Source organism: Flavobacterium ovatum, from assembly GCF_040703125.1.
GTDB lineage: Bacteria > Bacteroidota > Bacteroidia > Flavobacteriales > Flavobacteriaceae > Flavobacterium > Flavobacterium ovatum.
On the sequence record NZ_CP160035.1, the window covers coordinates 1,030,865 to 1,055,084 of the forward strand.

19 protein-coding genes and 1 tRNA gene are annotated in these 24,220 nt (G+C 33.7%); 16 read left to right on the top strand and 4 right to left on the bottom strand.

Annotated elements, in window-relative coordinates; all coding sequences use genetic code 11:
• Positions 1-112: 112 nt before the first annotated feature.
• The gene (gene metG / locus ABZP37_RS04600) at positions 113-2,182 is read right to left on the bottom strand and encodes a methionine--tRNA ligase (RefSeq protein WP_366186010.1); all 2,070 of its coding nucleotides are present in this window, start codon (positions 2,180-2,182) and stop codon (positions 113-115) included.
• A 970-nt stretch (positions 2,183-3,152) separates the two neighbouring features.
• On the opposite strand from metG, the gene ABZP37_RS04605 reads away from it, so the two are divergent.
• From ABZP37_RS04605 to ABZP37_RS04625, 5 genes are all read left to right on the top strand, one after another.
• A complete protein-coding gene (locus tag ABZP37_RS04605; protein ID WP_366186012.1) occupies positions 3,153-4,451 on the top strand; it encodes a hypothetical protein in 1,299 nt (432 codons plus the stop codon).
• A gap of 62 nt (positions 4,452-4,513) precedes the next feature.
• On the top strand, positions 4,514-5,038 hold the full coding sequence (locus ABZP37_RS04610; RefSeq protein WP_366186013.1) for a hypothetical protein: 525 nt from the start codon (positions 4,514-4,516) through the stop codon (positions 5,036-5,038).
• A 16-nt stretch (positions 5,039-5,054) separates the two neighbouring features.
• A complete protein-coding gene (locus tag ABZP37_RS04615; protein WP_366186015.1) occupies positions 5,055-5,534 on the top strand; it encodes a hypothetical protein in 480 nt (159 codons plus the stop codon).
• A 7-nt stretch (positions 5,535-5,541) separates the two neighbouring features.
• The gene (locus ABZP37_RS04620) at positions 5,542-6,510 is read left to right on the top strand and encodes a DUF6175 family protein (RefSeq protein WP_366186017.1); all 969 of its coding nucleotides are present in this window, start codon (positions 5,542-5,544) and stop codon (positions 6,508-6,510) included.
• A 26-nt stretch (positions 6,511-6,536) separates the two neighbouring features.
• The gene (locus tag ABZP37_RS04625; protein ID WP_366186019.1) at positions 6,537-7,493 is read left to right on the top strand and encodes a hypothetical protein; all 957 of its coding nucleotides are present in this window, start codon (positions 6,537-6,539) and stop codon (positions 7,491-7,493) included.
• Positions 7,494-8,040: 547 nt separating this feature from the next.
• Here the strand turns inward: ABZP37_RS04625 and ABZP37_RS04630 are convergent.
• A tRNA-Trp gene (locus ABZP37_RS04630) sits at positions 8,041-8,111 on the bottom strand.
• 566 nt (positions 8,112-8,677) lie between these two features.
• Here ABZP37_RS04630 and ABZP37_RS04635 point away from each other — a divergent pair.
• The 3 genes from ABZP37_RS04635 (at position 8,678) to ABZP37_RS04645 (ending at position 10,944) form a co-directional block, all read left to right on the top strand.
• Positions 8,678-10,072: a HAMP domain-containing sensor histidine kinase gene (locus ABZP37_RS04635; protein WP_366186021.1), complete on the top strand. Its 1,395-nt coding sequence runs from the start codon at positions 8,678-8,680 to the stop codon at positions 10,070-10,072.
• A gap of 65 nt (positions 10,073-10,137) precedes the next feature.
• Positions 10,138-10,308 (top strand): hypothetical protein, encoded by a 171-nt coding sequence (locus tag ABZP37_RS04640; RefSeq protein ID WP_366186023.1) that lies wholly within the window; start codon positions 10,138-10,140, stop codon positions 10,306-10,308.
• Positions 10,309-10,404: 96 nt separating this feature from the next.
• Positions 10,405-10,944, top strand: coding sequence for a hypothetical protein (locus ABZP37_RS04645; RefSeq protein WP_366186025.1), 540 nt, complete (start codon positions 10,405-10,407; stop codon positions 10,942-10,944).
• A gap of 178 nt (positions 10,945-11,122) precedes the next feature.
• On the opposite strand, the gene ABZP37_RS04650 is transcribed toward ABZP37_RS04645, so the two are convergent.
• Positions 11,123-12,733, bottom strand: a complete 1,611-nt coding sequence (locus ABZP37_RS04650; RefSeq protein ID WP_366186026.1) for a DUF1501 domain-containing protein — start codon at positions 12,731-12,733, stop codon at positions 11,123-11,125.
• Positions 12,734-12,745: 12 nt separating this feature from the next.
• Positions 12,746-14,539: a DUF1800 family protein gene (locus ABZP37_RS04655; RefSeq protein ID WP_366186028.1), complete on the bottom strand. Its 1,794-nt coding sequence runs from the start codon at positions 14,537-14,539 to the stop codon at positions 12,746-12,748.
• 498 nt (positions 14,540-15,037) lie between these two features.
• Between ABZP37_RS04655 and ABZP37_RS04660 the strand changes: the two genes are divergently transcribed.
• The 8 genes from ABZP37_RS04660 to ABZP37_RS04695 all read left to right on the top strand — a co-directional run bounded on the left by ABZP37_RS04660 (position 15,038) and on the right by ABZP37_RS04695 (position 23,947).
• The gene (locus tag ABZP37_RS04660) at positions 15,038-17,302 is read left to right on the top strand and encodes a heparinase II/III family protein (protein ID WP_366186030.1); all 2,265 of its coding nucleotides are present in this window, start codon (positions 15,038-15,040) and stop codon (positions 17,300-17,302) included.
• 6 nt (positions 17,303-17,308) lie between these two features.
• Positions 17,309-17,668, top strand: coding sequence for a cupin domain-containing protein (locus tag ABZP37_RS04665; RefSeq protein ID WP_366186031.1), 360 nt, complete (start codon positions 17,309-17,311; stop codon positions 17,666-17,668).
• A gap of 267 nt (positions 17,669-17,935) precedes the next feature.
• Positions 17,936-18,802, top strand: a complete 867-nt coding sequence (locus ABZP37_RS04670) for a polysaccharide lyase family 7 protein (protein ID WP_366186032.1) — start codon at positions 17,936-17,938, stop codon at positions 18,800-18,802.
• Positions 18,803-18,909: 107 nt separating this feature from the next.
• A complete protein-coding gene (locus tag ABZP37_RS04675; protein WP_366186033.1) occupies positions 18,910-19,617 on the top strand; it encodes a FadR/GntR family transcriptional regulator in 708 nt (235 codons plus the stop codon).
• A gap of 178 nt (positions 19,618-19,795) precedes the next feature.
• A complete protein-coding gene (locus ABZP37_RS04680; protein ID WP_366186034.1) occupies positions 19,796-21,061 on the top strand; it encodes an MFS transporter in 1,266 nt (421 codons plus the stop codon).
• Positions 21,062-21,123: 62 nt separating this feature from the next.
• Positions 21,124-21,888, top strand: coding sequence for an SDR family NAD(P)-dependent oxidoreductase (locus ABZP37_RS04685; protein ID WP_366186035.1), 765 nt, complete (start codon positions 21,124-21,126; stop codon positions 21,886-21,888).
• A gap of 356 nt (positions 21,889-22,244) precedes the next feature.
• Entirely contained in the window at positions 22,245-23,267 is a 1,023-nt protein-coding gene (locus tag ABZP37_RS04690; protein WP_366186036.1) for a sugar kinase, read from the top strand.
• Between the two features lie 11 nt (positions 23,268-23,278).
• Positions 23,279-23,947 (top strand): bifunctional 4-hydroxy-2-oxoglutarate aldolase/2-dehydro-3-deoxy-phosphogluconate aldolase, encoded by a 669-nt coding sequence (locus tag ABZP37_RS04695; RefSeq protein WP_366186038.1) that lies wholly within the window; start codon positions 23,279-23,281, stop codon positions 23,945-23,947.
• Positions 23,948-24,220: the final 273 nt, after the last annotated feature.

Consider the following 24,220-nt stretch of genomic DNA (forward strand, 5'->3'; position numbering starts at 1 on the left):
ACGTTTTGGTTGAAATTATAAAGGTTGCGGTTGAAAAGAGAAACGTTGTGGTTAAAAAAAAAGAGACGTTGCAGTGCAACGTCTCTACGGATATAAATTACCTTTTATATTCTTAACTAATCATATCTCCATTAGGAACTCCCTCTGCGTCTGGATTAATAAATACCAATTTCCCTTCGGCATTTGTAGCCATCAAAATCATACCTTGACTTTCTACACCACGCAACGCTCTTGGTGCTAAATTTACCAAAACACTCACACGTTTTCCGATGATGTCTTCTGGTTTGAAACTTTCGGCAATTCCCGAAACAATAGTGCGAACGTCAATTCCAGTATCTACTTTCAAAACCAAAAGTTTGTTTGCCTTTGGCATTTTCTCAGCTTCTAGAATGGTACCCACGCGAATATCCATTTTGGCGAAATCCTCAAACTGAATCGTTTCTTTTTGTGGTTCTGCTTTTTTGTTCTCTGCGATGTTGGCGGTTTTTGTAGCTTCCAATTTATCTATTTGTTTTTGAATTTCTTCGTCTTCTATTTTTGCAAAAAGCAATTCTGCTTGTCCTATTTGGTGTCCAGCTGCCAATAAATCTGAAGATTCCGAAATCGTATCCCAAGTTATAGGAGCGTCTGTTGCTGTTATATTCAATATGCGTTTCAATTTCTCAGAGGTAAACGGCAAGAATGGCTCACAAAGTGTACTCAATGCTGCCGAAATCTGCAAGGCAACATACATTTGTGTTTGCACACGTTCTGGATTGTCTTTGATTACTTTCCAAGGCTCTTCGTCAGCCAAATATTTATTACCCAAACGAGCAACATTCATCAATTCGCCCAAAGCTTCTCTAAAACGGTAACGCTCAATTGAACTCGAAATCACAGCAGGATACGCTTTCAATTCCGCTAATGTTTGTTCGTCCACTTCGCTCAATTCGTTTGGTGCTGGAACTATTCCATTATAATATTTATTAGTCAACACCACCACACGGTTGATGAAGTTTCCAAAAATAGCCACCAATTCATTGTTATTTCTAGCTTGAAAATCCTTCCAAGTAAAGTCGTTGTCCTTAGTTTCTGGAGCGTTTGAGGTCAATGAGTAACGCAAAACATCTTGCTGACCCGGAAATTCTTCCAAGTATTCATGCAACCAAACTGCCCAGTTTTTAGATGTTGATAATTTGTTTCCTTCCAAGTTCAAGAACTCATTTGCAGGTACGTTATCGGGCAAAATATAACTTCCTTCCGCTTTCAACATCGCTGGGAAAATCACACAGTGAAAAACAATATTGTCTTTCCCTATAAAGTGAACCAACTTCGTGTCTTGGTCTTTCCAATACGGTTCCCAATCTTTTCCTTCGCGCAAAGCCCATTCTTTGGATGCCGAGATGTATCCAATAGGAGCATCAAACCATACATATAATTTTTTACCTTCGGCGCCAGGAAGCGGAACGTCAATTCCCCAGTCCAAGTCACGCGTCACGGCACGAGGCTCAAGACCACCGTCAATCCAAGATTTTACTTGACCGTAAACATTCGGTTTCCAGTCGTTTTTATGTCCTTCCAGAATCCACTCTCTCAAAAAAGCATCGTATCTGTCCAAAGGCAAAAACCAGTGTTTAGTAGCTTTCATCACTGGAACTTCTCCTGTAATGGTCGATTTTGGATTAATCAAATCGGTAGCGTTCAAGGTCGAACCACATTTTTCACATTGGTCGCCATACGCTTCTTCGTTGCCACATTTTGGGCATGTTCCTGTTACAAAACGGTCTGCCAAAAACTGGTCAGCTTTTGCATCGTATAATTGTTCCGTAACTTCCTCAATAAAATCACCTTGGTTGTACAATTTCTTGAAAAATTCCGAAGCCGTATCATGATGAATTTGTGCCGAAGTACGCGAGTAATTGTCAAACGAAACTCCAAAATCTACGAATGATTTTCGGATAATCGTATCGTATTTATCAATCACTTCCTGAGGGGTAATACCTTCTTTCTTCGCTTTCATCGAAATCGCCACACCGTGCTCATCGCTTCCACACACAAACAAAACATCTTTGTCGTGCGCTCTCAAATAACGAGAATAAATATCAGCAGGAACGTAAACCCCCGCCAAATGCCCAATATGAATGGGTCCGTTAGTATAAGGCAAAGCAGCAGTTATGGTATATCTTTTCGGATTCTGTATCATTTTTCTATTTTATTGGGTGCAAAAATAATCAATTTTACCTTAGGGACAAGTCACATCACAATAGTAGTTTATATAGGTTTTTTTAGGAGCTATTCCCGCTATCCGTTTCAATCTTTTTATCCCGAAAAAAATCGGGATAAAAAGGATTTCCACTACTATCAGGGCTAGGGCATTTCGTTTTCGAGAATGTTTTTTGGTTTAATTTGTCAATTCAGATAAAGAAGGAATCTCATTCATAATTACTAAATAGTGAATAAAATATAAATAGGATAGTTAAGAACAACGTATATATTTTAGTGAACTTATAGGTGTTTCTGATTGGATAGATAGTTATTATTCAAACAAATCATTTTCAATAATATCTAAGTAACGGACAATTTTCAACATCGTGTTAATGTTCACTTCTTGTTTCTCCGTGATGTATTTTCTTGAATTTTCAACATCCATATCTGCATCATGGGCAACCTCTCTTGTTTTTAATCCTTATTTCTTTAATGATTTCCAAAATTCGTTTCAGAAGAACTATAATATCTTGACTTATTTCCTAATTCGTTTTTCCATTTCGGAATTTACCTTCATCTTATTTTATATTAAGTGATTGTGATACTCAAATTGTATGCAACCGAATAGTTTAAAAATATATTCACATCAAGTAAAAGGGTTGAATTAAAAAATATTTTGCCCAAATGAGGAAAACCGTAATGTATCTGAAAATTAATGGTAGTACTTTGAAAAAACTAAATCTAGTAAACTAATAAATCTAGTTTTTATTACATAAACACAATTAATTATTAATGAAAAGTACAAAACGTTTTTATGAAAAATCTTTTCAAAAAATATAAGATTAAAAAAAGAATAATACTTAAAAATGAATGGCATTAAGCAAATATGCCAAAATAATAAAAAAGGTGGAGTCCAGAAACCACTTTAAAAAACGGACAACCTTTAGAATTTAAAAAGAAAACACAAAATGAAAAATCAATTACTTGTATTGGGGCTAATAATTTGCTCGGGGACATTTATTCAAGCTCAAGAAAAACCCGTAGATTTAAAATTTCGCAGAAGTTCTTTGCATACAATGGTTATTGAATCAGATAAATTTCCTAAAAAAGACGTAGTGCTTAACGCATTTAACAACGCACCTTTTCCTGAAAAATATAATGACCATCAAATTGGGGAAAAATCATTTAATCCTAGTAATTATACCTTAACGGCTGAAGAAAAAGCAACAATATATAAAACTTCAAAACTTGGTGCCTTTGCATCAAGTGCAACAGGTATAGAAATTGATTCTCTTTCAAAAGAACTTCCGTTTAGAATTCAAAAGTATTTAACGAAAGAAAAAATAGCCAATAAAGTAGTAGCTAAATGGTACAACAGACATTCAGACGGTAGTTTTGACGATGAATTAATTGCTGAAAGAGGTATTTTCAATGCTTCATTTCTTGAATCAAAAGCTGCTATGTCTGCTTCTGATGGAAATGCACTTCTAAAGACCGCTGGTCTCGATTTAATCGACAACACATTTGTAGTTGTTAATAAATTTAATTTTGTGGCAAATGAACCTGTAGCACGTGCTGTAAGAGATGTAGCAAAAGAAGTAGCTTTGAAAAGTGTACCCGGAATGCTGTTAGATAAAGCAAATAAAGGTATTGATGCAGTATATGAAAAAACAAAAGAAGGATTTTCTATTTGGGCAACTTCTTATTTATACAAACTAGTTTGGGATGAAGCAACTGTAAATGCTTTCTACACTGAACTTTATATGGATAAAGGTACTGTTGATCCTAAAAAGAAATTGGCATTTGATAATTCAGATTTATTCAAACTAGAATTTGTTGGTGACGAAAGTGCATCTGGATTAGTAACTTTCTCTTTATCTGAAAAGAGAACTGAAGATCAGGTTATTGAACTCTCTACTAGAAAAATAATCGATAAAGTATATGCAAAACTTCAAAAAAAATACGATGTGTTTAAAACAAAAACACCGCTATATACTGGAGAACCTATTACGGCAAAAATTGGAAAGAAAGAAGGCTTAGAAGGTGGTGAAAAATTTGAAGTTCTTGAGCAAAATCAAGATCCAAAAACGGGTGTTGTTACCTATAAAAGTATGGGTACTATTAAAGTGGATAAAGATTTAGTTTGGGATAACACCATTGAAGAAGGTGAGATAGTTGATACTGAAAACGTTGCAAAAATAGACAGAACAACATTCTCTGGAGGAAAGAAATTTGCATCAGGAATGTTAATCAAACAATTAAAATAATATACTAACCATTTCAATTTATTCAAATTGAAATGGTTTTTTACTTAAATAAACAACGTAATATGAAAACCATTTTAAAAAAAATAAATTTGTCACTAATGCTGTTAATTGCAGTTACTTCAGTAACGAATGCACAGAAAAATAATAAAGCCAATAAAGATACCCAAGCTTGGAGGTATGAAATTGAAGTAGTGCAAACAGGTACACAAGGAAGTTACCTAATAAAAGTATGGTCGTATTCCAAAAAACCCGAGGTTGCAATTGAACAAGCCAAGAAAAACGCCGTACACGGAATCATATTCAGAGGCTTTACAGGTACTCAATCTGTTCCAGGTCAAAAATCACTAACCAATAATGTAAATTTGGAAGTAGAAAAAGAAGACTTTTTCAAACCTTTCTTTTCTGATGGTGGCAAGTATATGAAGTTTGTTTCAATGTCAAACGACGGAGCAGTAGCAGCTGAAGACCGAATGAAAGTAGGTAAAGAATACAAAATTGGAGTTGTAATCTCAGTCAACATTGCAAACCTAAGAAAAGATTTAGAAGAAGCAGGAGTTATAAAAGCACTAGGTGCTGGGTTTAACTAATTAGCAAATAATCAAAATGATATTAAATAAAATACTAATTTGTAGTTTATCCATTGGATTACTATCACTTTTAAGTTGCAATTCTTCAAAATCTTCAACAGGTAATTATACATTCAAAACAGAATGTATCAGGACTGAATTTGATGGTACTCTATCTTTAATAACAAGGGGAAGTGGTAACACCAAATCCGAAGCAATCGAAAATGCTAAAAGAAAAGCCTTAATTGATGTTCTTTTTCATGGAATTAATGAAGGTAAGCCAGAATGTTATTCAACACCAATAATTTTAGAAATAAATGCACGAAAAAAGAACGAAGCTTATTTTGATAGATTTTTCGGAAACAAAAATGAATATAAAAATTTTATTTCTGTAAAAAAAGAACTAAAACCTCTTATTAAAAGTGTCGATAAAAATATGACTATTGAAATAGAAGTCCGTGTATTAAGAACTGAACTTAAACAAAAAATGATTTCTGATAGAATTCTTAAAAATTAATAATAAAATGAAAAATAAATATTTGAAAAATACTTTAATAACATTAATGTTATTATTATCAACAACATTATTGTTTTCCCAAGCTGTAAATAAACCATCAATAATGGTTTTCCCTTCTGATGATTGGATGGAAAATAATAATTATATGGATGTAGTAGATAATCAAGGTACAAAAACAAAAGTACCAAATTATACGAGAGCTTTATTGAATGATGATTTAGTTCAAGTAATTAGTACTATTGAAGGTTTAATGAAAGAAAGGAATTATCCTTTAACCAATCTATCTTCTACATTAAAAGATATTGCTGACAGAAATGCACTAGCAAACGCTGAAACTAGTGAGGATGGCGCAAGCATTCAAGAAGGTCCAAAAGACAAACTGTTAAGTGCCGCCAGACCAGATATCGTTTTATATGTGTTTTGGAAAATTAACTCAATAGGTCCAAAAAAATCAATAACCTTTAGACTTTCGGGCATAGATGCAGGAACAAACAAACCGCAAGCTACTGCAGATGGAACTGGTAATGAATTAATAGGGGCAACATTACCTGTAATGTTAAAAACATCAGTTTTGTCACATATTGATAATTTTAACGCACAATTGATGACGTATTTTGAAGAAATGATTGTTAAAGGTAGAGAAATATCTGTTGAAATTCAAGTATATGACGGTGCTCCAAAAAAACTAAACTCCGAGATAAATGAAGATGGAGATGAACTTTCTGATGATATAAAAAAATGGATGAAAGCAAATACGGTAAACGGTGCTTTTACACCTCAAACAAAAACAGCAACAAAAATGCAGCTTATTTCAGTCAGAATTCCATTAAGAGGTGAAGATGGGGCAGCTTATACAACTGATGACTTTGGTACAGCTCTGAAAAAATACCTAAGAAAAACATATAAATTCCCAAGTTCTAATTATAGCATTGGTACAGGTAAAGCAGTTATAGTAATTGGTGGAAAAAGTCAATAACCAATCAAACAAATTAAAAAAAAAACATGAAAAAAATAATACTAATATACATATTTTCAATATGCTATAGTTTCACTTTTGCACAAAACGATAAAGGGGTAAATGATGAATCCAGAATAGTTTTAGCGACCTTTGTCCCGCAACAAATTGATAAAATGCCAGACGCTGCGCGTAGTATTTTAGCAAATAAATTAAGTCAAATTGTAACCCAAAACGGAATGGGTGGTGCAGCTTCTATCGAAAGATTTATTATTACTGCTAATGTAAATGTTATTTCCAAAGACCTAACACCTACAGCACCACCAATGACTGCTTTCGGGCTTGAAGTAACCCTTTATATTGGAGACGGAATAGAAGGGACTAAATTCTCAAGTACTTCTATAAGTTTAAAAGGAGTCGGCGAAAATGAAACCAAAGCCTATATTTCAGCCCTAAAAAATATAAGCCCAACAAATCCTAGTGTTCAAAGTTTTGTCGAAAATGGTAAATCAAAAATCATAGAATATTACAATGCCAAATGCGATTTTATTATCAAAGAAGCACAAACTTTGGTAAGCCAAAATAATTATGAAGAAGCAATTTATAAACTTACCAGTGTACCAACTGTTTGCAAAGGTTGTTATGATAAATGTATGGATGCCATTGCACCAATATATCAAAAACAAATTGACAGAGAGTGTAAATCAAAATTAGCTGAAGTAAATAACTATTGGGCTGCAAATCAAACTGCAGAAGTTGCTTATCAAGTTGGCGAAATACTTGCAACAGTAGATCCATCGTCATCATGTTTTGGAGAGGTCAAAGCGCTTACTAATAAAATTGCTGCGAGGGTGAAAGAAATTGATGCTCGTGAATGGAAATATACTTTAAAACAGCAAGCTCAAGAAAGTGAAAGAATTAAAGCTTATAGAGACATCGGAGTAGCTTATGGCAACGGACCAAAAGCCACCGTTGTTAAATATAACATCAGAGGTTGGTGGTAATATTAAAACTCCTTATGGCGCTCATGGCTGAAATTAATCATTCTGGCACTGCGGTTTTGTATACTTTCCTGATATTTAAAGTCAAAAGTAATTGAAATAGTACATGATATTTTATATAGACATATTGATTGTCTTTTGACTTAGTTTGTCGGTACGTAATGCATAAACAATGGTCAATTGATTTTTAATGCAACCTCATTGATCCGTTTATTTACCTTTACAACTTAAATAATAGATTCAACACCATGCCAAAGGACCTGAAAAAAACACCAAAAACAAAGCCTTGCATAACAAATTGCTCAATAAAAAGAAGAAAGTGTCTTGCGTTTGAAAACTTTGGTGACCAAAATAAACTAACAGAAGGGTAATTAAGTAGGTGTAAATCGACTTTTCTTTTCTACCTTTTACTATGCACAACACGTATCAGAAGAATGCCCTTTACTGATTAATTTTTGTCCAGAACTTGTCTTAAAAATAAAAATGATTTTAATTTAAATGATAAAGTCTAAGGTATAACCCTTAGACTTTATCATTTAAATTTAACTTGCACGGGCGGAGGGATTCGAACCCCCATCAACGGTTTTGGAGACCGCTATTCTACCCTTGAACTACGCCCGTAGTACAGAAAGCGGAAGCTGTTTTCAAGAAACAAATATACATTTATTTGGCATAAAAACTATCAACAACGGGCGGTATAGCCAATAAATTATACATATTTCCGTAATGAATTGGAAGTCAGATGATACTATTTAATTCCAAATAGACTACTTTCATATTCATTAATACAAATACATTTGCAGACTGGACAGATGTAAAGTACGCCATGCTAATTAGGTATAGTTTTATAGGTCAAGACAAGCGCTTTTTAAAAAAAAAAAGGAACCGATTACAAAACCAAAGAAGTCAAAGAATTTGCCCTTGAATTAAAGAATAATAAAAAACGATAACTAGACACTAATAAAATAGAAAAATTAAAAGATGCATTTGAAAACTTTTTGCCAAGTATATTTAACCATCTCCAATGATTAAACTTAGGTAACCATATCATAAATATATAGTTGGGGCTATATACATCAAAAAAAACCAATAACTTCTACCTATAATAGTAAGGATTATATTAAAATAGATATATTTTTGTAAAACCACGAATTCAAATAAGCCAAAAACAAAGATTGTAGCTAATTATGGAAACCCTTAATCAATTTTCGAAATTATTTCTATTGGAAATTCGCAATACAATGGGATTGTTGTTTTGGGGAAACTTGGTTTTGGCTGCGCTTGTTTTTACTTTTCGATTTGCACTTTTTAGCAAGGATAGCCAAAGACACTTATTGGTATTTGGATTTTCCAAAATTTTTCAAACTCTTGCTTGGATGGCTTTTTTTCTAAGAACAAATACGGTTACATTCAATGCAATCATTATTCTTATCCCTAACACACTAATTTTTGCCAGTTATTACCTAGAGTCTATCGCTATGTTAATGTTGGTTAAGGGTAGTTCTAAGAAAGCGTATCGAATACAAACCATTCTTTTTGCACTAGGTTTATTGAGTTTTTATTATGTTGTTTGGATACAATCGGCAAGTAATATTCTTGTTTCATTGGCTTCATTAAATATTTTTTTACTGTTAATTATTCCGGCTTTGCGATTTTTAACAGAGACGCGCAGTAGTTTATTCAAAAAAATTCTAGGGTTTAATTATATTATTTTATTAGTAGTCTTAATTTTTAGAATGATTTACCCACTTATTAAAACATCAACTACTTTATATTCCGTAGATGTAACGCAGAAAATTATATTCTTAATTGTGTTTCTTATGATGATGATTAGCGGAGTGGGTTATTTGCTTTTATTACAAGAAGAAAAAGAAATACAGATCAAAAAACTACTTGAAGATAAAGACAAATTCTTTTCTATTATTGCTCACGATTTAAGAGGTCCTTTTAATGGTATTATTGGTTTATCAGAATTGCTTTTGGAAAAAGACAATCAATTGGAGCCAAAGGAAACTAATGAATTCATTCATTTGATTCATCAATCCTCAAAAAACACTTTCTCACTTCTAGAAAACCTGTTAACTTGGGCGAAATCTCAAACAGGAAGCCTAGAGTTTAGTCCAGTACAATTAGAAATAAGTGCCATAACTAATAAAACAATTAGCCTATTGGCTAATATTGCCAAAAGTAAAAATATTACACTACGATCTGAAATAGTGGGTAATCAATATGTGGTTGCTGATAAAAATATGCTTGAAACTATTTTCCGGAACTTGATTACAAATGCACTGAAATTTACGGAAGCTGATGGTGAAGTTCGGATTTCGATAAAAAAAGAAAAAAACCAAACTATATTTTCCATAAAAGACAATGGTATTGGAATTGCTCCTCAAAAAATAACGAATCTATTTGCTATTAATTACAGGAAAAATACTTTAGGTACAAACGATGAAACGGGATCAGGATTAGGATTAATGCTGTGTAAGGATTTTGTTGAAAAACATAATGGTGAAATTTGGGTAGAGAGTGAAGTTGGAAAAGGAAGTGAATTCAAGTTTAGTATACCTGATACTTTTGATTAATTTGAACTCTTAAGCAAATCCCTTTTATTTATCTTTACGCTCGTAATCATAATAGATTCAGCACCATGGCAAAAGGACCCGAAAAAAACACCAAAAACAAAGCTTTGCATACCAAATTACTCAACCGTAAAAAGGCAAAGCTACAAGCAGAAAAAAAAGTAAGCGCCTTGCGTCTGAAAGCTTTGGTGACCAAAATGAATCAGCAAAACAACAGGAACGATTCGGATAGCGAGTAAATCTGTGCTAATCTTTGAAATCTGTGTTCAAAAAGATTTCATCCTTCAGTTTTTTACCCGAAATTTGCTTTTTCAACTCTTTAAAACAATAATTCCATGGAATTTGGTACAATCATAATCTCAGAAACTGCAGCCAATAGTGGCAATCCACAAGACATCATCAACTCCAATATATCGGTTATCAACCTTATGCGTGAAGAAAAAATCGATGACGATTTGATTCACGAAGATGCGATTATGAGTTACTACATGGATTATTACGTTTCGCTATGCACTCAAGGGAATTTTGCGCAGTTTGTCTATAATTCAAAATGGAACATGGAATTGAACGGACTCATCGCTGATGGCTTGGAATTGCTAGGCGCGCCAAAGCATTTGGAATTGTTTCAAGCGCAATGCAAGAAAGTGAACTTGATGAGCAGCGTTAAAAGAGATAAATTTTTTAAAAGTAAATTGGAAGGCGTGAATCCAATTCGCGATCTAATCAACAACGATACTTTTTTCGAAATAGAAGAAAATTTGGTGGAACTAAATGCCGCTTTCTTAAAAGAACATCCAGACACACAAATTCTTTCTGTTGATGGAATGTTTGAATTATTAGAAGATTTCGTGGGAAGAGCCATTAAAAGAGAATAAGGCAATTGCGCAGAGATTCGCTAAGGTAGACACAGAGATTCGCAAAAGCTTTTTTTGTAAATAGAATAAAGGGCACGAAGTTTTAAAAATACTTTATGCCCTTTTTATATGGTTGTTTGTAATGTCACATTGTCCCGAAATTTCGGGATAGACGGACATTCGATTCTGAATAATTATTTTAAGAAATAATCACTTTTGTGCGGAATTTATGGTTGTTGTATTCAACTTCTAAAATATAAATACCTGTTGCTATTGCATTTTCAAGTGGCACCGTCAAGAAGTTGCCGTTGATATTAAATGGTTTTTGGAATACCAAAGTTCCTTGCATGCTGAATAGTTTTAGATTCACATAACCATTCAAGCTGTCTTTAAAGTTGATATTGATGATTTGGTCCGTAATAGGGTTAGGGTATACAGCCATAAAAGACACTTCTTCAAATGAGGCAGTGCTTAAACCTGAATTTTTGAAAATAGGTATTTTAGCAAAATTTGCTCCTAAAACTTCTGTTGCCTGTGTCTCAGTCATGCACAACCAATCTTGCATAATCGAGGAGTATATTTGACGGAAATCAAATTGCATTTCGACTTGGTCATTTACTGCCGCATTCAAAGGTAAATTGGGAGATTTCCCAATCATTCCTGGAACAGGTTGTGCAGTTCCTGCCACTGTAGTTGGGCTTGTGTTTAATGCCGCACCAAAGAAAAAAACAGGGGCTCCAGCACCATGATCGGTTCCTAAACTGGCGTTGCTTTTTATTCTTCGACCAAATTCGCTAAAAGTCATTCCAGTAACCAAGTCCGACTTGCCCATTAATTCTAAATCCTGCTGAAAAGCTCCAATTGCTTGGGATAATACACTCAAATTGTTTCGATGGGAACCTATTGTTTTGTCATTTGTGTCTACTTGTGCGCTATGAAGATCAGAAGTGTTAGGGTGATTAACAATGTAAATTGGGGTTTGCAACCCGCCGTTGATGAGCTTAGCAACAATTTTTAATTGGTCGCCTAGTTTGTTTGATGATGGATAAGTTGCGGATTGTGATTGAGTTGTATTATACGCATTTTGTATTGCAGTTCGGTACACGTTACTTTGGTCTTTCATCAATCGTAAAAAGGTCAGCTCCGTACCGTAATCAGAATTGGGAGCAGGGTCTGTAATTTGATTGATGACATTCAAAAGTGCGTTAGGGTCTGGAGCGTTATAGCCCATATTGATAGTTGGTCCTTGTAATGAGAACGGTAAGGTAGATCCTATTTGAATTGCTAACGGATCAGGCATATCGCCATTGGGATACCCATTTGGGAAATTAGGGTAGACTTTGTCTAATGCTCTTCCTAACCAACCGCTATCTAAATCCTGATTACTGCCCGAACCTGTAAACCAAATATCGGTAGCACGAAAGTGGCTATAACTCGGATTTGGATATGATACTCCTTGAACAATCATCAATTTACCATTATCATATAAGTTTTTCATTTCGGACATTCCGGGATGTAAACCTGTAGTGGTATTGTTTGCCAAGGATAATACTGAAGATTGATTCATTAAGATATTTGAACGGGCATTATTCAAATTGGTCCATTTGTCAAGTGGAAACACCGTGTTCAAACCATCATTACCGCCATTCATTTGGATGATTACCAGTATTTTTCCGCAACTTAAGGCGGCATTCGCTAGGATATCTAAGGCGTTACTTTCCAAGTTTGAGGACGCCATTATTGGAACACCATTTAATGCTAAAGGGATAGTGGCGATAGCACTTGTTTTTATAAAACTTCTTCTTTTCATCTCTTTTATAAATTACATTAATTGGTATTCTGCTAGTTGGGTGATGGTCACTAATAAATTTTTCAATCTCGTTTTGACACTATTTTTGTTAGTGGTGTTTGATGTATCGCTTAAATATAAGTTCCAGGCTGTTGTCCAATAACTATTAGTAGTTTGATTAGATAACAATGACTGTGTTTTAATTAGATTTTTTTGGGTGGTGCTCAAATCGATTGGCAATAGATAATTCACACATTCGGCTACCAATAAGTCGGGATCGGCGCAAGTTGTAGGGCTAAATTGCTGTATAAAAGCAATTAAATCCACTTCAATACGAGTGGTGAGTCCGTTATAGGTAAGGTTGTAACCGTTGAATATTTTATTCAAAAAATCAAACCTTTTTTGGGTAGTACTGGAGTTTATCCAATACTCATGAAAAGAGGGATTTTGATAAAAAGCAGGATATCCAGATACATTCGGTACCGCCCCTATACTTTGTTCTAAACCAATTAAAATCGTACTGTTGAAATAATTCCAAACTTTATATTGTGCTTCATAATTAGTTGGGTCAGCTACTGTATAAGTGAGGTTAAAAGTGCGTAAACTACCAATCACCAAGTCAAAAGGAGATTTGATGTACACACCACGATTTGCCATATCATAAAAATGTTGGCTTTTAAAAAGCTGATTTAAAACAGGTAAAATATTCCAATTGTTGGCAACAAATGTTTGAGCCAAGGGTGTAATTATAGTCGATTCAATCGTCGTATCTATGTCGTAATACACAAAATAGCGGTAGATGCGACGGCAAATATATTCGGATACGACTTGTGATTTTGAAAAAATCATGTCAACAAAGGCATCTAATTCTGAAGCTCCAGCATTGTTGATTATCGTGTTGTTGAAGAAAGTCGAGAATTGTTTGTTGCTTGTTTCGTGTAAACTAGAGTTGAATAAGGTGTCAGGTGTAGTGGTGGTTAAATTTGAAACACGCCATCCGGTTAAGACTTTGGCGGCTTGTACCACATCCACTTCATTATATTGACTTAAGGGATCTTTCCCTAGTGTAAACAATTCCATGATTTCTCGAGCAAAATTTTCGTCAGGAGAAGTTTTTGAATTGGAGTTGTTGTTCAAATAATACATCATGGCTGGATGTGTTGCCATGGTACGTATTAACGTTTTGAAATTCATCAATGGATTGTCATAATACATTTTGGTAAATGTATAAAGCAATCGAGCAGAATGGATTCCACTAGAGACACGAACGGTCTCAAAATCAACTGGAATGAAATGATACCAAAACAAAGCTAATTTGGCTTTAATACTGGTATCTTGATTTAGGGTCAACCCAAATGTCCATTGTGCTAAAGATAAATTTCGTTGTCGATTTGTATTTCCTTGACCACTTATTAATATGTCATTAGTCCAATCAGTGCCGTAGGGCAAATTATTTTCGTCGGCAAAAGAATTATTATAACCGTTAATTGGTGGTGATGGTGGAGTTGTGTCAACCGTCAAAATAGTATTAACAGCATTGGTCATGCTCATGGTAAGTAAATTGTCTAGGTCCGCTTTTTTATAACCAAACCCAGTTCTTTTCAGGAGATGCAATGCTTCGGACTTCCCCCAAGTGCCACTATATGCAGTCAAACCACTGCTTACAGGTGCTACTCTAGCAGTTAAGTTAGTCACACTTTGGTATTTTCTACCATTAAAAACTTTTCTAGAGTATTTCTCAAATAAAGGATCTCCCTTCACTTGATTGGATTTGAAACTTCTCAGTACTAGATTAAAAAGTTTTCTGCGGTTTAAAGTTTGTGACATAGTAACTTCCTAAATTAATGTGATACGATTAGACTACTGTTTTAGTGATTTGTTTAATATGTTGTTTATGAATTTACCATTATAGAGACTGAGATTAAATGAATCTTTTTTATAAGTGATTGCTATTTTAGGATAAATTCATATTTTTAATAAAAAAAGTAAATATATATAAATAACGTATTGGTTTTTAAAAGGTTGCCAATTTTTGGTGCTTATGTGTCACTTTTGGATTGTTTTATGAGATTTTATTTAAGTTTATCAATTAAAAGTGCTAATTTCTTGCTCTTTAATTTTGATTTCCTAAAAATAGCAATATATTTGGAGAACCAAATTGGCGAACCAGTATTTTTATATGCTTTTAAAAGAGTATCGAATTTATCCTTTTCTCTTAAATAGAGTAATTAATGTGAAGGCAATACTGATTTTCAATTGGGTAAAAATTTTCTTGAAAAGGAAAGTAATTAATGGTTCCGATTTGGGATTAAACACAAAAAAACAATGATGATTTTTAAGAAAAATAATTGGTTTAAAGTTGCTGTTTTAGGATTGTTACTAATTGTATTTCAAAACGCAATCGCGCAAGGACACCCAAGATTGGTATTGACTCCAAAAGGTGTTAAGGAAATTAAAGTGCAATTAGGTAAAGTGCCCCTTTTTGATGCTTCGATAGCTGAAGTTAAAAAAGATGTAGATGTTGAAATTGAGTTAGGGATTGTAGTGCCTATTCCAAAAGATTTTTCAGGAGGTTACACACATGAACGTCATAAAAAGAACTGGTTAATCATGCAAAAAGCAGGTGTATTATACCAAATTCTTGGTGACAAAAAATACGCTATTTACGTTAAGGATATGTTGATGGCTTATGCCAAATTGTATCCTACGTTACCTTTACATCCGCAAGAACGTTCGTATGCAAGAGGAAAATTGTTTTGGCAAGCTCTTAATGACGCTAACTGGTTAGTGTATGCGAGTCAGGCTTATGATTGTGTGTACAATTTTATAGGTGCTAAAGATCGAGCGATTATTGAGAAGGACCTGTTCAAGCCTTACGCAGATTTTATTTCGATAGGTTCACCTCAGTATTTTAATAGAGTACACAATCACAGTACTTGGGGAAATGTTGCAGTTGGAATGATCGCTTTGGTAATGGATGACGCTGAATTGCTAGATCGTGCTATGAATGGCTTGAAAGAAGATAATTTACCTCCAGGAATGAGGGATAGTGATGGTGGTTTGATCAAAAAAGAAGGTCAAAAAACAGGTTTTTTAGCTAATGTAGAGGAGCCTTTTTCACCTGATGGATATTACAATGAAGGTCCTTATTACCAAAGATATGCCATGTATCCTTTTATGGTTTTTGCGGAAGCATTACAAAACACAAAACCTGAGTTAAAGATTTTTGATTTCAAGAAGGGGATCTTAATTAAATCTGCTTATGCGCTGTTGAATTTGACTAATTCTGAAGGTGAGTTTTTTCCTTTGAATGATGGGCAAAAAGGAATGTCCTACTATTCAAGAGAATTGGTTTCGGTGGTGGATATTGCTTATTTGTACGGAGGTAAAGATGCTTCTTTATTATCCATTGCTGAAAAACAGGGACGTGTGCAGTTGGATAATTCTGGTATGGCAGTGGCATTGGGAGTTAAAAATAAATTGACCAAACCATTTATCAAAAAATCAATTGATTTATCTGATGGTTCTGATGGAGAGCAAGGTGGTGTGGCTATCCTTCGAAATAAAATTAGTGATAACGAATTAACTTTAGTGATGAAATATGCGGCTCAGGGTTCGAGTCACGGACATTTTGATAAATTGTCATTTTCTTATTATCAAAATAGCGATGAGGTTTTACAAGATTATGGATTGGCTCGTTTTGTGAATATAGAACAAAAAGGTGGAGGGAATTATCTAAAAGAAAATTCTACATGGGCAAAACAAACCATTGCTCACAATACGATTATTCAAAATGAAACTTCCCATTTTAATGGGGATTTTGTAATAGGAGATAAATTTTCATCCAAAAAATATTTATATGATGTAAGTAATCCGAAAGTTCAGATTATTAGTGCAACTGAAGATAATGCATACCCAGGTACTAAAATGCACCGTACGATGGTTCTGCTAGAGACTGAAGGATATGAGAAACCTTTGTTGTTAGATATTTTTCAAGTGGATGCTAAAATAGCTAATCAATATGATTTGCCTTTTTACTATTTAGGTCAAATGATGTCTGCTAATTTTAAATATGAAATGCCAAAAACATTGGAGCCATTAGGAAAATCATTTGGTTACCAACATTTATGGAAAGAGGGAATTGGAAAAGCTACGGATGAAAACACAAAATTTTCTTGGCTATACGGAGGAAGTTTTTACACCATGACTTGGGCAACAAGTCCTGATGATGAGCTGTTGTTAGTTAGATTGGGTGCAAATGATCCCAATTTTAATTTACGAAGAGATGCGGGGATTATTATCCGTAGAAAGAATACTCAGAAAACTACATTCGTCAATGTTATAGAAGCACATGGAAGTTACAGTCCAGTGACGGAGAATGCAATAAATGCTTTTAGTTCGATTACCAATGTGGAATTGGTATATGAAGATGAAAATTATGTGGGGGTATCCATCAAAAATAAAAACGAAACCGTTAGTTTGTTTATCTTAGCAACTACGAATAGTTCTGCAACACAAAAGCACAAATTAGAAATAAAAGAGAAAACCTATACATGGGTTGGAGCACATTATAGTTCAACAATTAAATAAATTAGTATGCAAAGTTTTGGAGCAAGTAAAGAGTTTTTGTTAGGAGATGACATTAAGTGGGAAGTAGTAGGTGAAGGTGTGAAACGTAAAATCATGGGTTATGATGATACCATCATGCTTGTAAACGTAGATTTTAAAAAAGGAAGTATTGGCCCTTTGCATGAGCATTACCATGCACAAGTAACGTATGTTGTAAGTGGAGAGTTTGAAGTTACTATTGGTGATGACAAAAAATTGCTAAAAGGCGGAGATTGTTTTTACATTCCTCCTCATGTATTGCATGGCGCATTATGTTTAGCAGATGGTATTTTGATTGATGTTTTCAGTCCAATACGTGAAGACTTTATGAATAAAGAACATTATTAGTAGGGATTAAATATATTATTGGTTTAGGTTGACCGCAAAGCATTTATTTAAATGTTTTGCGGTTTTTTTGTGAAATAGTTTTATGTAAACACTTGTTTATTGGCTTATTAGGCCTTTTTTTTAGCTAATATAAAAAATAAACTCTCTTTAATTTTTTTTAGTAGAAATTTGTCTCTATATTTGGTTCTCCAAATTGGTTTACCAAATCGGTAAGGTTGTTAAAAATGGTTTTTTAGACTAACAATATTTCAAATAATATTATTAAAAATGAGTTTACAATTTTCAAAAATAGCACTTCTTGGTTTGTTTACTATTACGGCTGTTGGTTACGGTCAAGATAAAAAAGCAAAGAAAAACAAGGTTAATATTGATTTGTCACATTGGACCTTGACTACACCAGCTGAGGATCCTAATAAACCTGGCAAAACACTTAATTTGGGCTATCCTGAGATATTAGATTTTGCTACAAATGAATTGACTAATAAATATATGTATGAAGATCCAAAGGATAAATCTATTGCGTTTTATGCTTTTCCTTCGGGAACTTCTACTGCCAATAGTAGTTATTCTAGAACTGAATTAAGAGAAACGATGGAGACTGGAAGTAATAAGGTGAACTGGACTTTTGCTCAAGGAGGAAAAATGAAAGCAACTTACGCCATTGAGGATATTTCTAAAGAAGTAGATGGGAAGTACAGTCGTGTGATTGTTGCTCAAATTCACGGAGTATTGACTGATGAACAACGAGACTTGATTGGGCAAAAAGATAATAATGCAGCTCCAATTTTGAAAATTTACTGGGATAAAGGAAAAATTCGTGTAAAAACCAAAGTACTTAAAGATCTAAATGCACCATATAAAGATATGCTTTCTGATCATGCTTGGGGTGATGATGAAGGAAGGAATTTTAAAGAGAAAGTAGATTTAAACACAAAGTTTACTTTAGAAGTTAAAGTTTCTGAAGGTAGATTAGAAGTGATTCTAAATGGCTCAGAGTCTTTTGTTTATGATGATATTAACATGAAAAAATGGGGAGTATTTGAGAATTATTTCAAAGCAGGGAATTATTTTCAATCTAAAAATGCAAACTCTTTTGCTAAAGTAAAGATTTATAATTTAGAAGTGTCTCATTAGGAATTAGTTAGCTTTTAAGTTTTATTGTGTCCTTTTTGATTTTCGTGTTGTTTTTTTAATTATTTTTACAAACCAATCTGGTTTACCAGACATAAAACGTAAATAAAATGAAGTTAGAAGTAATCACTAAAAAAGATAATAAAGAATCACTAAATGCAATTATAGCTAAAATAAGAGATTATATTAATTATAAAAATTTAGAACCACAAGATAAACTTCCTTCAGAGCGAATGTTGTCTGAAAAGTTTGGGGTGAGTAGAGGTAGTGTTCGTGATGCTATCCAGAAATTAGAATTTTACGGAATACTAAAATCAATTCCTCAAAGCGGAACTTTTGTGGCTAATATTGGAAAAATAGCTATCAACGGCATAATAGATGATATTTTGAGATTAGGAGTATCAGATTTTAGATCATTAGTAGAAACTAGAATTTTGCTTGAATTAAAAACAGTGCGTTTGGCTGCTACAAGGCGAACAGAGGAGGATTTAGTAAACATCAAAGCTGCTTTAGATGCTTATGCTGATAAAGTACATACGGGTGAAGATGCTGTTCAGGAAGATTTAATATTTCATTTAGCGATTGCTAAAGCTAGTGGAAATAGTACAATTAACAACATGATGTTAATTATAACTCCTGAAATATTGACCAATTTTGAAAAGTATCATGTGTGTGATAAAAGTGGAAATGAAGGTCTTGATAGGATTAATGATCATACAGAGGTTTACGACGCCATTGTTGCTCAAAATCCACAATTAGCTAAACAGAAAATGAAACAACATTTCAAAGCATTATATGAATATTGTTATAATGTATAAGAATAATAGATAGGAATAAAAGTTCTAAAAGTACTCAGGTTCCAAAGTACTTTTAGAACTTAAAAAACAACTCTTTTTTTTAAATTAATACAATTTCGCCTAATTGAAAAATATAGGTAAGGGTAACTTTTGGCTTTTTTTAAATTAAAAATAAAGCTAAAAAAAAAACGGTAATATTATGAAAGTAAAAGGATTAAGATGGTGGATTATTACATTAATCTGTTTAGCCACAGTAATTAATTACATCGACAGAACTGCATTTGGAATTATGTGGCCAGAGATGGGTAAAGATTTGGGAATGGACGAAGCTGATTATGCTATTATGCTAAACATCTTTATGATAACATATGCAGCAGGAAAGTTTTTGTCGGGTAAATTATATGATATAATAGGAACTCGTTTAGGTTTTACTGTTTCTATTATACTATGGTCTGTAGCTTCTATTTTTCATGCTTTTGCTAGAGGGTTATTTTCACTTACTCTTTTTAGAGGACTTTTAGGACTTGGTGAAGCAGGGAATTGGCCAGGGGCTGTAAAAAGTAATGGGGAATGGTTTCCAGTGAAACAAAGAGCTATTGCACAAGGTATTTTTAATGCTGGAGCTTCGTTAGGAAGTGTAATCGCTCCCGTTCTTATTGCTTTTTTATACGGAGCATATGGATGGAGAATGACTTATATTATCATTGGTGCGATTGGAGTTTTATGGGTTATTCCATGGTTGTTTATTAATAAATCAACACCAGATAAACATCCTTGGATTACTGAGGAAGAATTGAAACTTATTGAAGCGAGTAGTAATGTTAATGATAGTAACGTTACTAAAGAAAAAGGTTTGAGTGTTATGAATATTTTAAAACACAGAGAATCATGGGGTGTACTTGTGGGTAGTTTTTTCATAGAACCTATTTGGTGGTTGTTTGTGGGTTGGATGCCATTGTATCTTCATTCTAAATATGGGTTCAGTATTGTAGAAATTGGTTCAACCATTTGGATCTCTTATTTAGGAGGAATGGCTGGAAGTATCATTGGTGGTTGGTATTGTGGTAAGTTAATTGAAACTAAGTCAGTTGATGCTGCTAGGAAAATTACAATAGGAATTGGTTGTGCGTTGATCTTAATGGGGCTTTTAGGAATTATCTTTTTGGTTGACGGTGATAGCGCTATGAGTTTTATATACATCGTTGCATTGGTATTATTTGGTTTTCAATTCGCAATTGGAAACTTGCAAACCTTATCTAGCGACTTGTTCAAAGGACCATCTGTGGGGACTTTAGCAGGTTTAGCAGGAAGTGTGGGAGCTGTATCGGTAATTATTATGAACTGGTTAATACCAAAAATTACAACAGTATCTTATACACCTGCATTTATTATTATAGCAGTATTGGCTCCGTTGACAATTGGTTCCATTATGTTTTTAATAAAAAAGATACAACCTGTAGCGTAATAATAGACGGAATAGATAATAGAGAAAAAACAAGGATTTTAAATAATTAAAATAGATTGAAAATGGGTAATTTAAATGGAAAAGTTGCAGTAATTACTGGTGCAACTGGAGGAATTGGTTTTGCAGTAGCAAAAAGATTAGGGAAAGATGGATATACTGTAATTTTAAATGGTATTGATGACGCAACTGGCGCTGAAAAAGTGGCAGAGCTTACTGCTGACGGAATTACTGCTGAATACTACGGATTTGACATGACAAATGCTGATGCTGTAACTGAAAATATTACTAAAATTGGTCAAAAATACGGGAAAATTGATGCTCTTATTAATAATACTGGTGGTATCGGTGTTAGAGCTAGATTTGAAGATATGACCAACGAAGAATACAAATTCGTAATGGCTTTGAATCTTGATTCGGTATTTTATGCTTCAAGAGCAGCTATCCCTTTCTTGAAAAAAGGTGAAAATGCATCTATCATAAACTATACTTCAAATGCAGCATGGAATGGTGCAGGTCCTGGAGCTGGTGTTTATGCAGTATCAAAAGGTGGAGTTCAATCTATTACAAGAGCTTTAGCTAAAGATTTAGCGGAGTACGGAATTAGAGTTAATGCGGTATCTCCTGGTACGATTGATACTCCTTTTCACGCTCAAATTAAAGCTACTAAGCCAGAAGTTTTTGCTTCTTGGAAAAGCAGTGTATTGTTAGGTAGATTAGGTGAGCCTGAAGAAGTTGCTGGTGTTATATCTTTCTTAGTAAGTGATGATGCTTCTTTCTTGACAGCTGAAACTATCCAAATTGGTGGTGGTCAAGCATTAGGAATATAATAACTTAAGAATTGGGCTTATGTTTTATCATGTAGCCCAAATTTCTATTATCGGTATTTAGATCGTCATTTCACAAAATAGCGGTCTTATGTGAATGTATTCACAATTGGCAGGTTGAGAAAACCATAAAGTCTTTTTAAGTCATTGTCGTGACGCTTATTGAGATGGTGGATTATTTCTTAGACTGTAATAAATAAGGTAAATTGCAATCGAATTTTGCTTAAATGCTAAAATAAATTAATTTACACTAAAAAAATGGTTATTTTTGAACCGATTTAAGATAAAAAGCAAAGGTTTTCTTTGCTTTTTATCTTTATAGTTAATTGTATTTTTTAATCAATTTGGAATTAGATAAGATGAAAAAAGTAATCACTTTTGGTGAAATTTTACTCCGTTTATCAACGGATAGACATTTGAGATTTTCTCAAGCAGAATCTTTCAAAGCTACTTATGGTGGTGGTGAATTTAATGTAGCTGTGTCATTAGCTAATTATGGTATGAATGCAGAATATGTTACTAAAATTCCTAAAAATGAATTAGGAATTAGTGCTTTGCAGGAAATGCGTAAATTGGACGTAGGTTGCAATAACGTATTGTTTGGTGGTGATCGATTAGGGATCTATTTCCTAGAAACAGGTACTAGTACACGTGCTAGTAATGTAATTTATGATAGAGCAAATAGCTCAATGTCTACCTTGAAAAAAGGTGAAATTAACTGGAGAGAAATTCTTAAAGGGGCTACTTGGTTTCATTGGAGTGGAATTACTCCAGCATTGTCTGAAGATTCAGCTGAGGCTTGTATGGAAGCTATTGAGATTGCTCACGAAATGGGATTGACTATTTCTACCGATTTGAATTACCGTGCAAAACTATGGAATTATGGTAAGCAACCTAAAGAAGTTATGCCTGCCATGTTAAAATATAGCAATGTAATCTTAGGAGACATTGATACTGCTTATTTTATGTTAGGACTTGACAAAGTGGATCCAGATTATAGTAAAGGAGAGCTTTTGCCGGATTTGTATGACACCATTTTTAAACTGTGTCCTGAAATGCAATATGTAGCCACTACTTTGCGCTATTCGGTTAGTGCTTCGCATCAACGTATTGGTGGTGTAATGTATGACGGTAAAAAAATATATAATGCTGATGTTCAGGAAGTAACGCCAGTTGTAGACAGGGTAGGAAGTGGCGATGCCTTTATGGGCGGATTAATCTATGGTTTGAACGAAGAACCTTTAGACAAACAAAGAGCTTTGAACTTTGCGGTTGCAGCTTGTTGTTTGAAACACACTATTTCTGGTGATTATAATTTAGTAACAAAAGGTGAAATCGAAAAATTGCTTACAGGTGATTTTTCTGGAAAAGTTTCAAGATAAATATAAAAAATATGGCTCAATTTACAAGAATAGAAGTAGCACAAGTAATGAAAGAAACAGGACTTGTTCCATTGTTTTATCATAAAGATATTGAAGTTAGTAAAACAGTTTTGAAAGCTTGTTATGATGGTGGTGCTCGATTACTAGAATTTACAAGCAGAGGTGATTTTGCTCATGAAATTTTTTCAGCATTAGTTAAATATGCAGTTGCAGAATTGCCAGGAATGGTTTTGGGTGTTGGTTCTGTTACCGATGCTGCTGCAGCTTCATTGTATATGCAATTGGGAGCAAATTTTATTGTTACTCCAGTTCTTAGAGAGGATATAGCTATTGTGTGTAACCGTCGTAAAGTGATGTGGTCACCAGGTTGTGGTTCGTTAACTGAAATTGCAAAAGCGGAAGAAATGGGATGCGAAGTAGTAAAATTATTCCCTGGAGAATTATATGGTCCAGCTTTTATCAACGGAATCAAAGGGCCTCAGCCTTGGACTACTATTATGCCAACTGGTGGAGTTTCGCCTACTAAAGAAAGCTTAACAGAGTGGATCACTGCAGGTGCTGTTTGCGTAGGTATGGGTTCAAAATTAATCAAAGCAGATGCTCAAGGTAATTTTGATACCGCAAAGATTGAAGCATTGACTAGAGAATGTATTGATATCATTAAAGACTTGAAAAAATAAAATTTTTTTTGAAATAGTATTGGTCGAAAGACTAATAATTATAATATCCCAACTTACAGGTAATTTGTAGGTTGGGATTTTTTTTGCATTTTAATAATGCTTTTTCCTGTTAATGAGTTGAGCTAAATTTTCATGACTATTACAGGTGGATTTAGTGTTTAATGAAATAATTATAATGATTTAATTGTGCAGTATGTTTATTTGTTTTAAATGATTTTAAGTTTTAAAGTATTAAAAATAAGGTTAATAGATTATATGTAGCGCTTTTTTTTC

Excerpts from the sequence above, each read along its gene's own strand:
- ABZP37_RS04645 (WP_366186025.1), top strand. The coding sequence starts at position 10,405 with ATGGAATTTGGTACAATCATAATCTCAGAAACTGCAGCCAATAGTGGC.
- ABZP37_RS04635 (WP_366186021.1), top strand. The coding sequence starts at position 8,678 with ATGGAAACCCTTAATCAATTTTCGAAATTATTTCTATTGGAAATTCGC.
- ABZP37_RS04620 (WP_366186017.1), top strand. The coding sequence starts at position 5,542 with ATGAAAAATAAATATTTGAAAAATACTTTAATAACATTAATGTTATTA.
- ABZP37_RS04660 (WP_366186030.1), top strand. The coding sequence starts at position 15,038 with ATGATGATTTTTAAGAAAAATAATTGGTTTAAAGTTGCTGTTTTAGGA.
- ABZP37_RS04670 (WP_366186032.1), top strand. The coding sequence starts at position 17,936 with ATGAGTTTACAATTTTCAAAAATAGCACTTCTTGGTTTGTTTACTATT.
- ABZP37_RS04650 (WP_366186026.1), bottom strand. The coding sequence starts at position 12,733 with ATGAAAAGAAGAAGTTTTATAAAAACAAGTGCTATCGCCACTATCCCT.
- ABZP37_RS04615 (WP_366186015.1), top strand. The coding sequence starts at position 5,055 with ATGATATTAAATAAAATACTAATTTGTAGTTTATCCATTGGATTACTA.
- ABZP37_RS04680 (WP_366186034.1), top strand. The coding sequence starts at position 19,796 with ATGAAAGTAAAAGGATTAAGATGGTGGATTATTACATTAATCTGTTTA.
- metG (WP_366186010.1), bottom strand. The coding sequence starts at position 2,182 with ATGATACAGAATCCGAAAAGATATACCATAACTGCTGCTTTGCCTTAT.
- ABZP37_RS04625 (WP_366186019.1), top strand. The coding sequence starts at position 6,537 with ATGAAAAAAATAATACTAATATACATATTTTCAATATGCTATAGTTTC.
- ABZP37_RS04675 (WP_366186033.1), top strand. The coding sequence starts at position 18,910 with ATGAAGTTAGAAGTAATCACTAAAAAAGATAATAAAGAATCACTAAAT.
- ABZP37_RS04640 (WP_366186023.1), top strand. The coding sequence starts at position 10,138 with ATGGCAAAAGGACCCGAAAAAAACACCAAAAACAAAGCTTTGCATACC.
- ABZP37_RS04690 (WP_366186036.1), top strand. The coding sequence starts at position 22,245 with ATGAAAAAAGTAATCACTTTTGGTGAAATTTTACTCCGTTTATCAACG.
- ABZP37_RS04695 (WP_366186038.1), top strand. The coding sequence starts at position 23,279 with ATGGCTCAATTTACAAGAATAGAAGTAGCACAAGTAATGAAAGAAACA.
- ABZP37_RS04665 (WP_366186031.1), top strand. The coding sequence starts at position 17,309 with ATGCAAAGTTTTGGAGCAAGTAAAGAGTTTTTGTTAGGAGATGACATT.
- ABZP37_RS04655 (WP_366186028.1), bottom strand. The coding sequence starts at position 14,539 with ATGTCACAAACTTTAAACCGCAGAAAACTTTTTAATCTAGTACTGAGA.
- ABZP37_RS04610 (WP_366186013.1), top strand. The coding sequence starts at position 4,514 with ATGAAAACCATTTTAAAAAAAATAAATTTGTCACTAATGCTGTTAATT.
- ABZP37_RS04605 (WP_366186012.1), top strand. The coding sequence starts at position 3,153 with ATGAAAAATCAATTACTTGTATTGGGGCTAATAATTTGCTCGGGGACA.
- ABZP37_RS04685 (WP_366186035.1), top strand. The coding sequence starts at position 21,124 with ATGGGTAATTTAAATGGAAAAGTTGCAGTAATTACTGGTGCAACTGGA.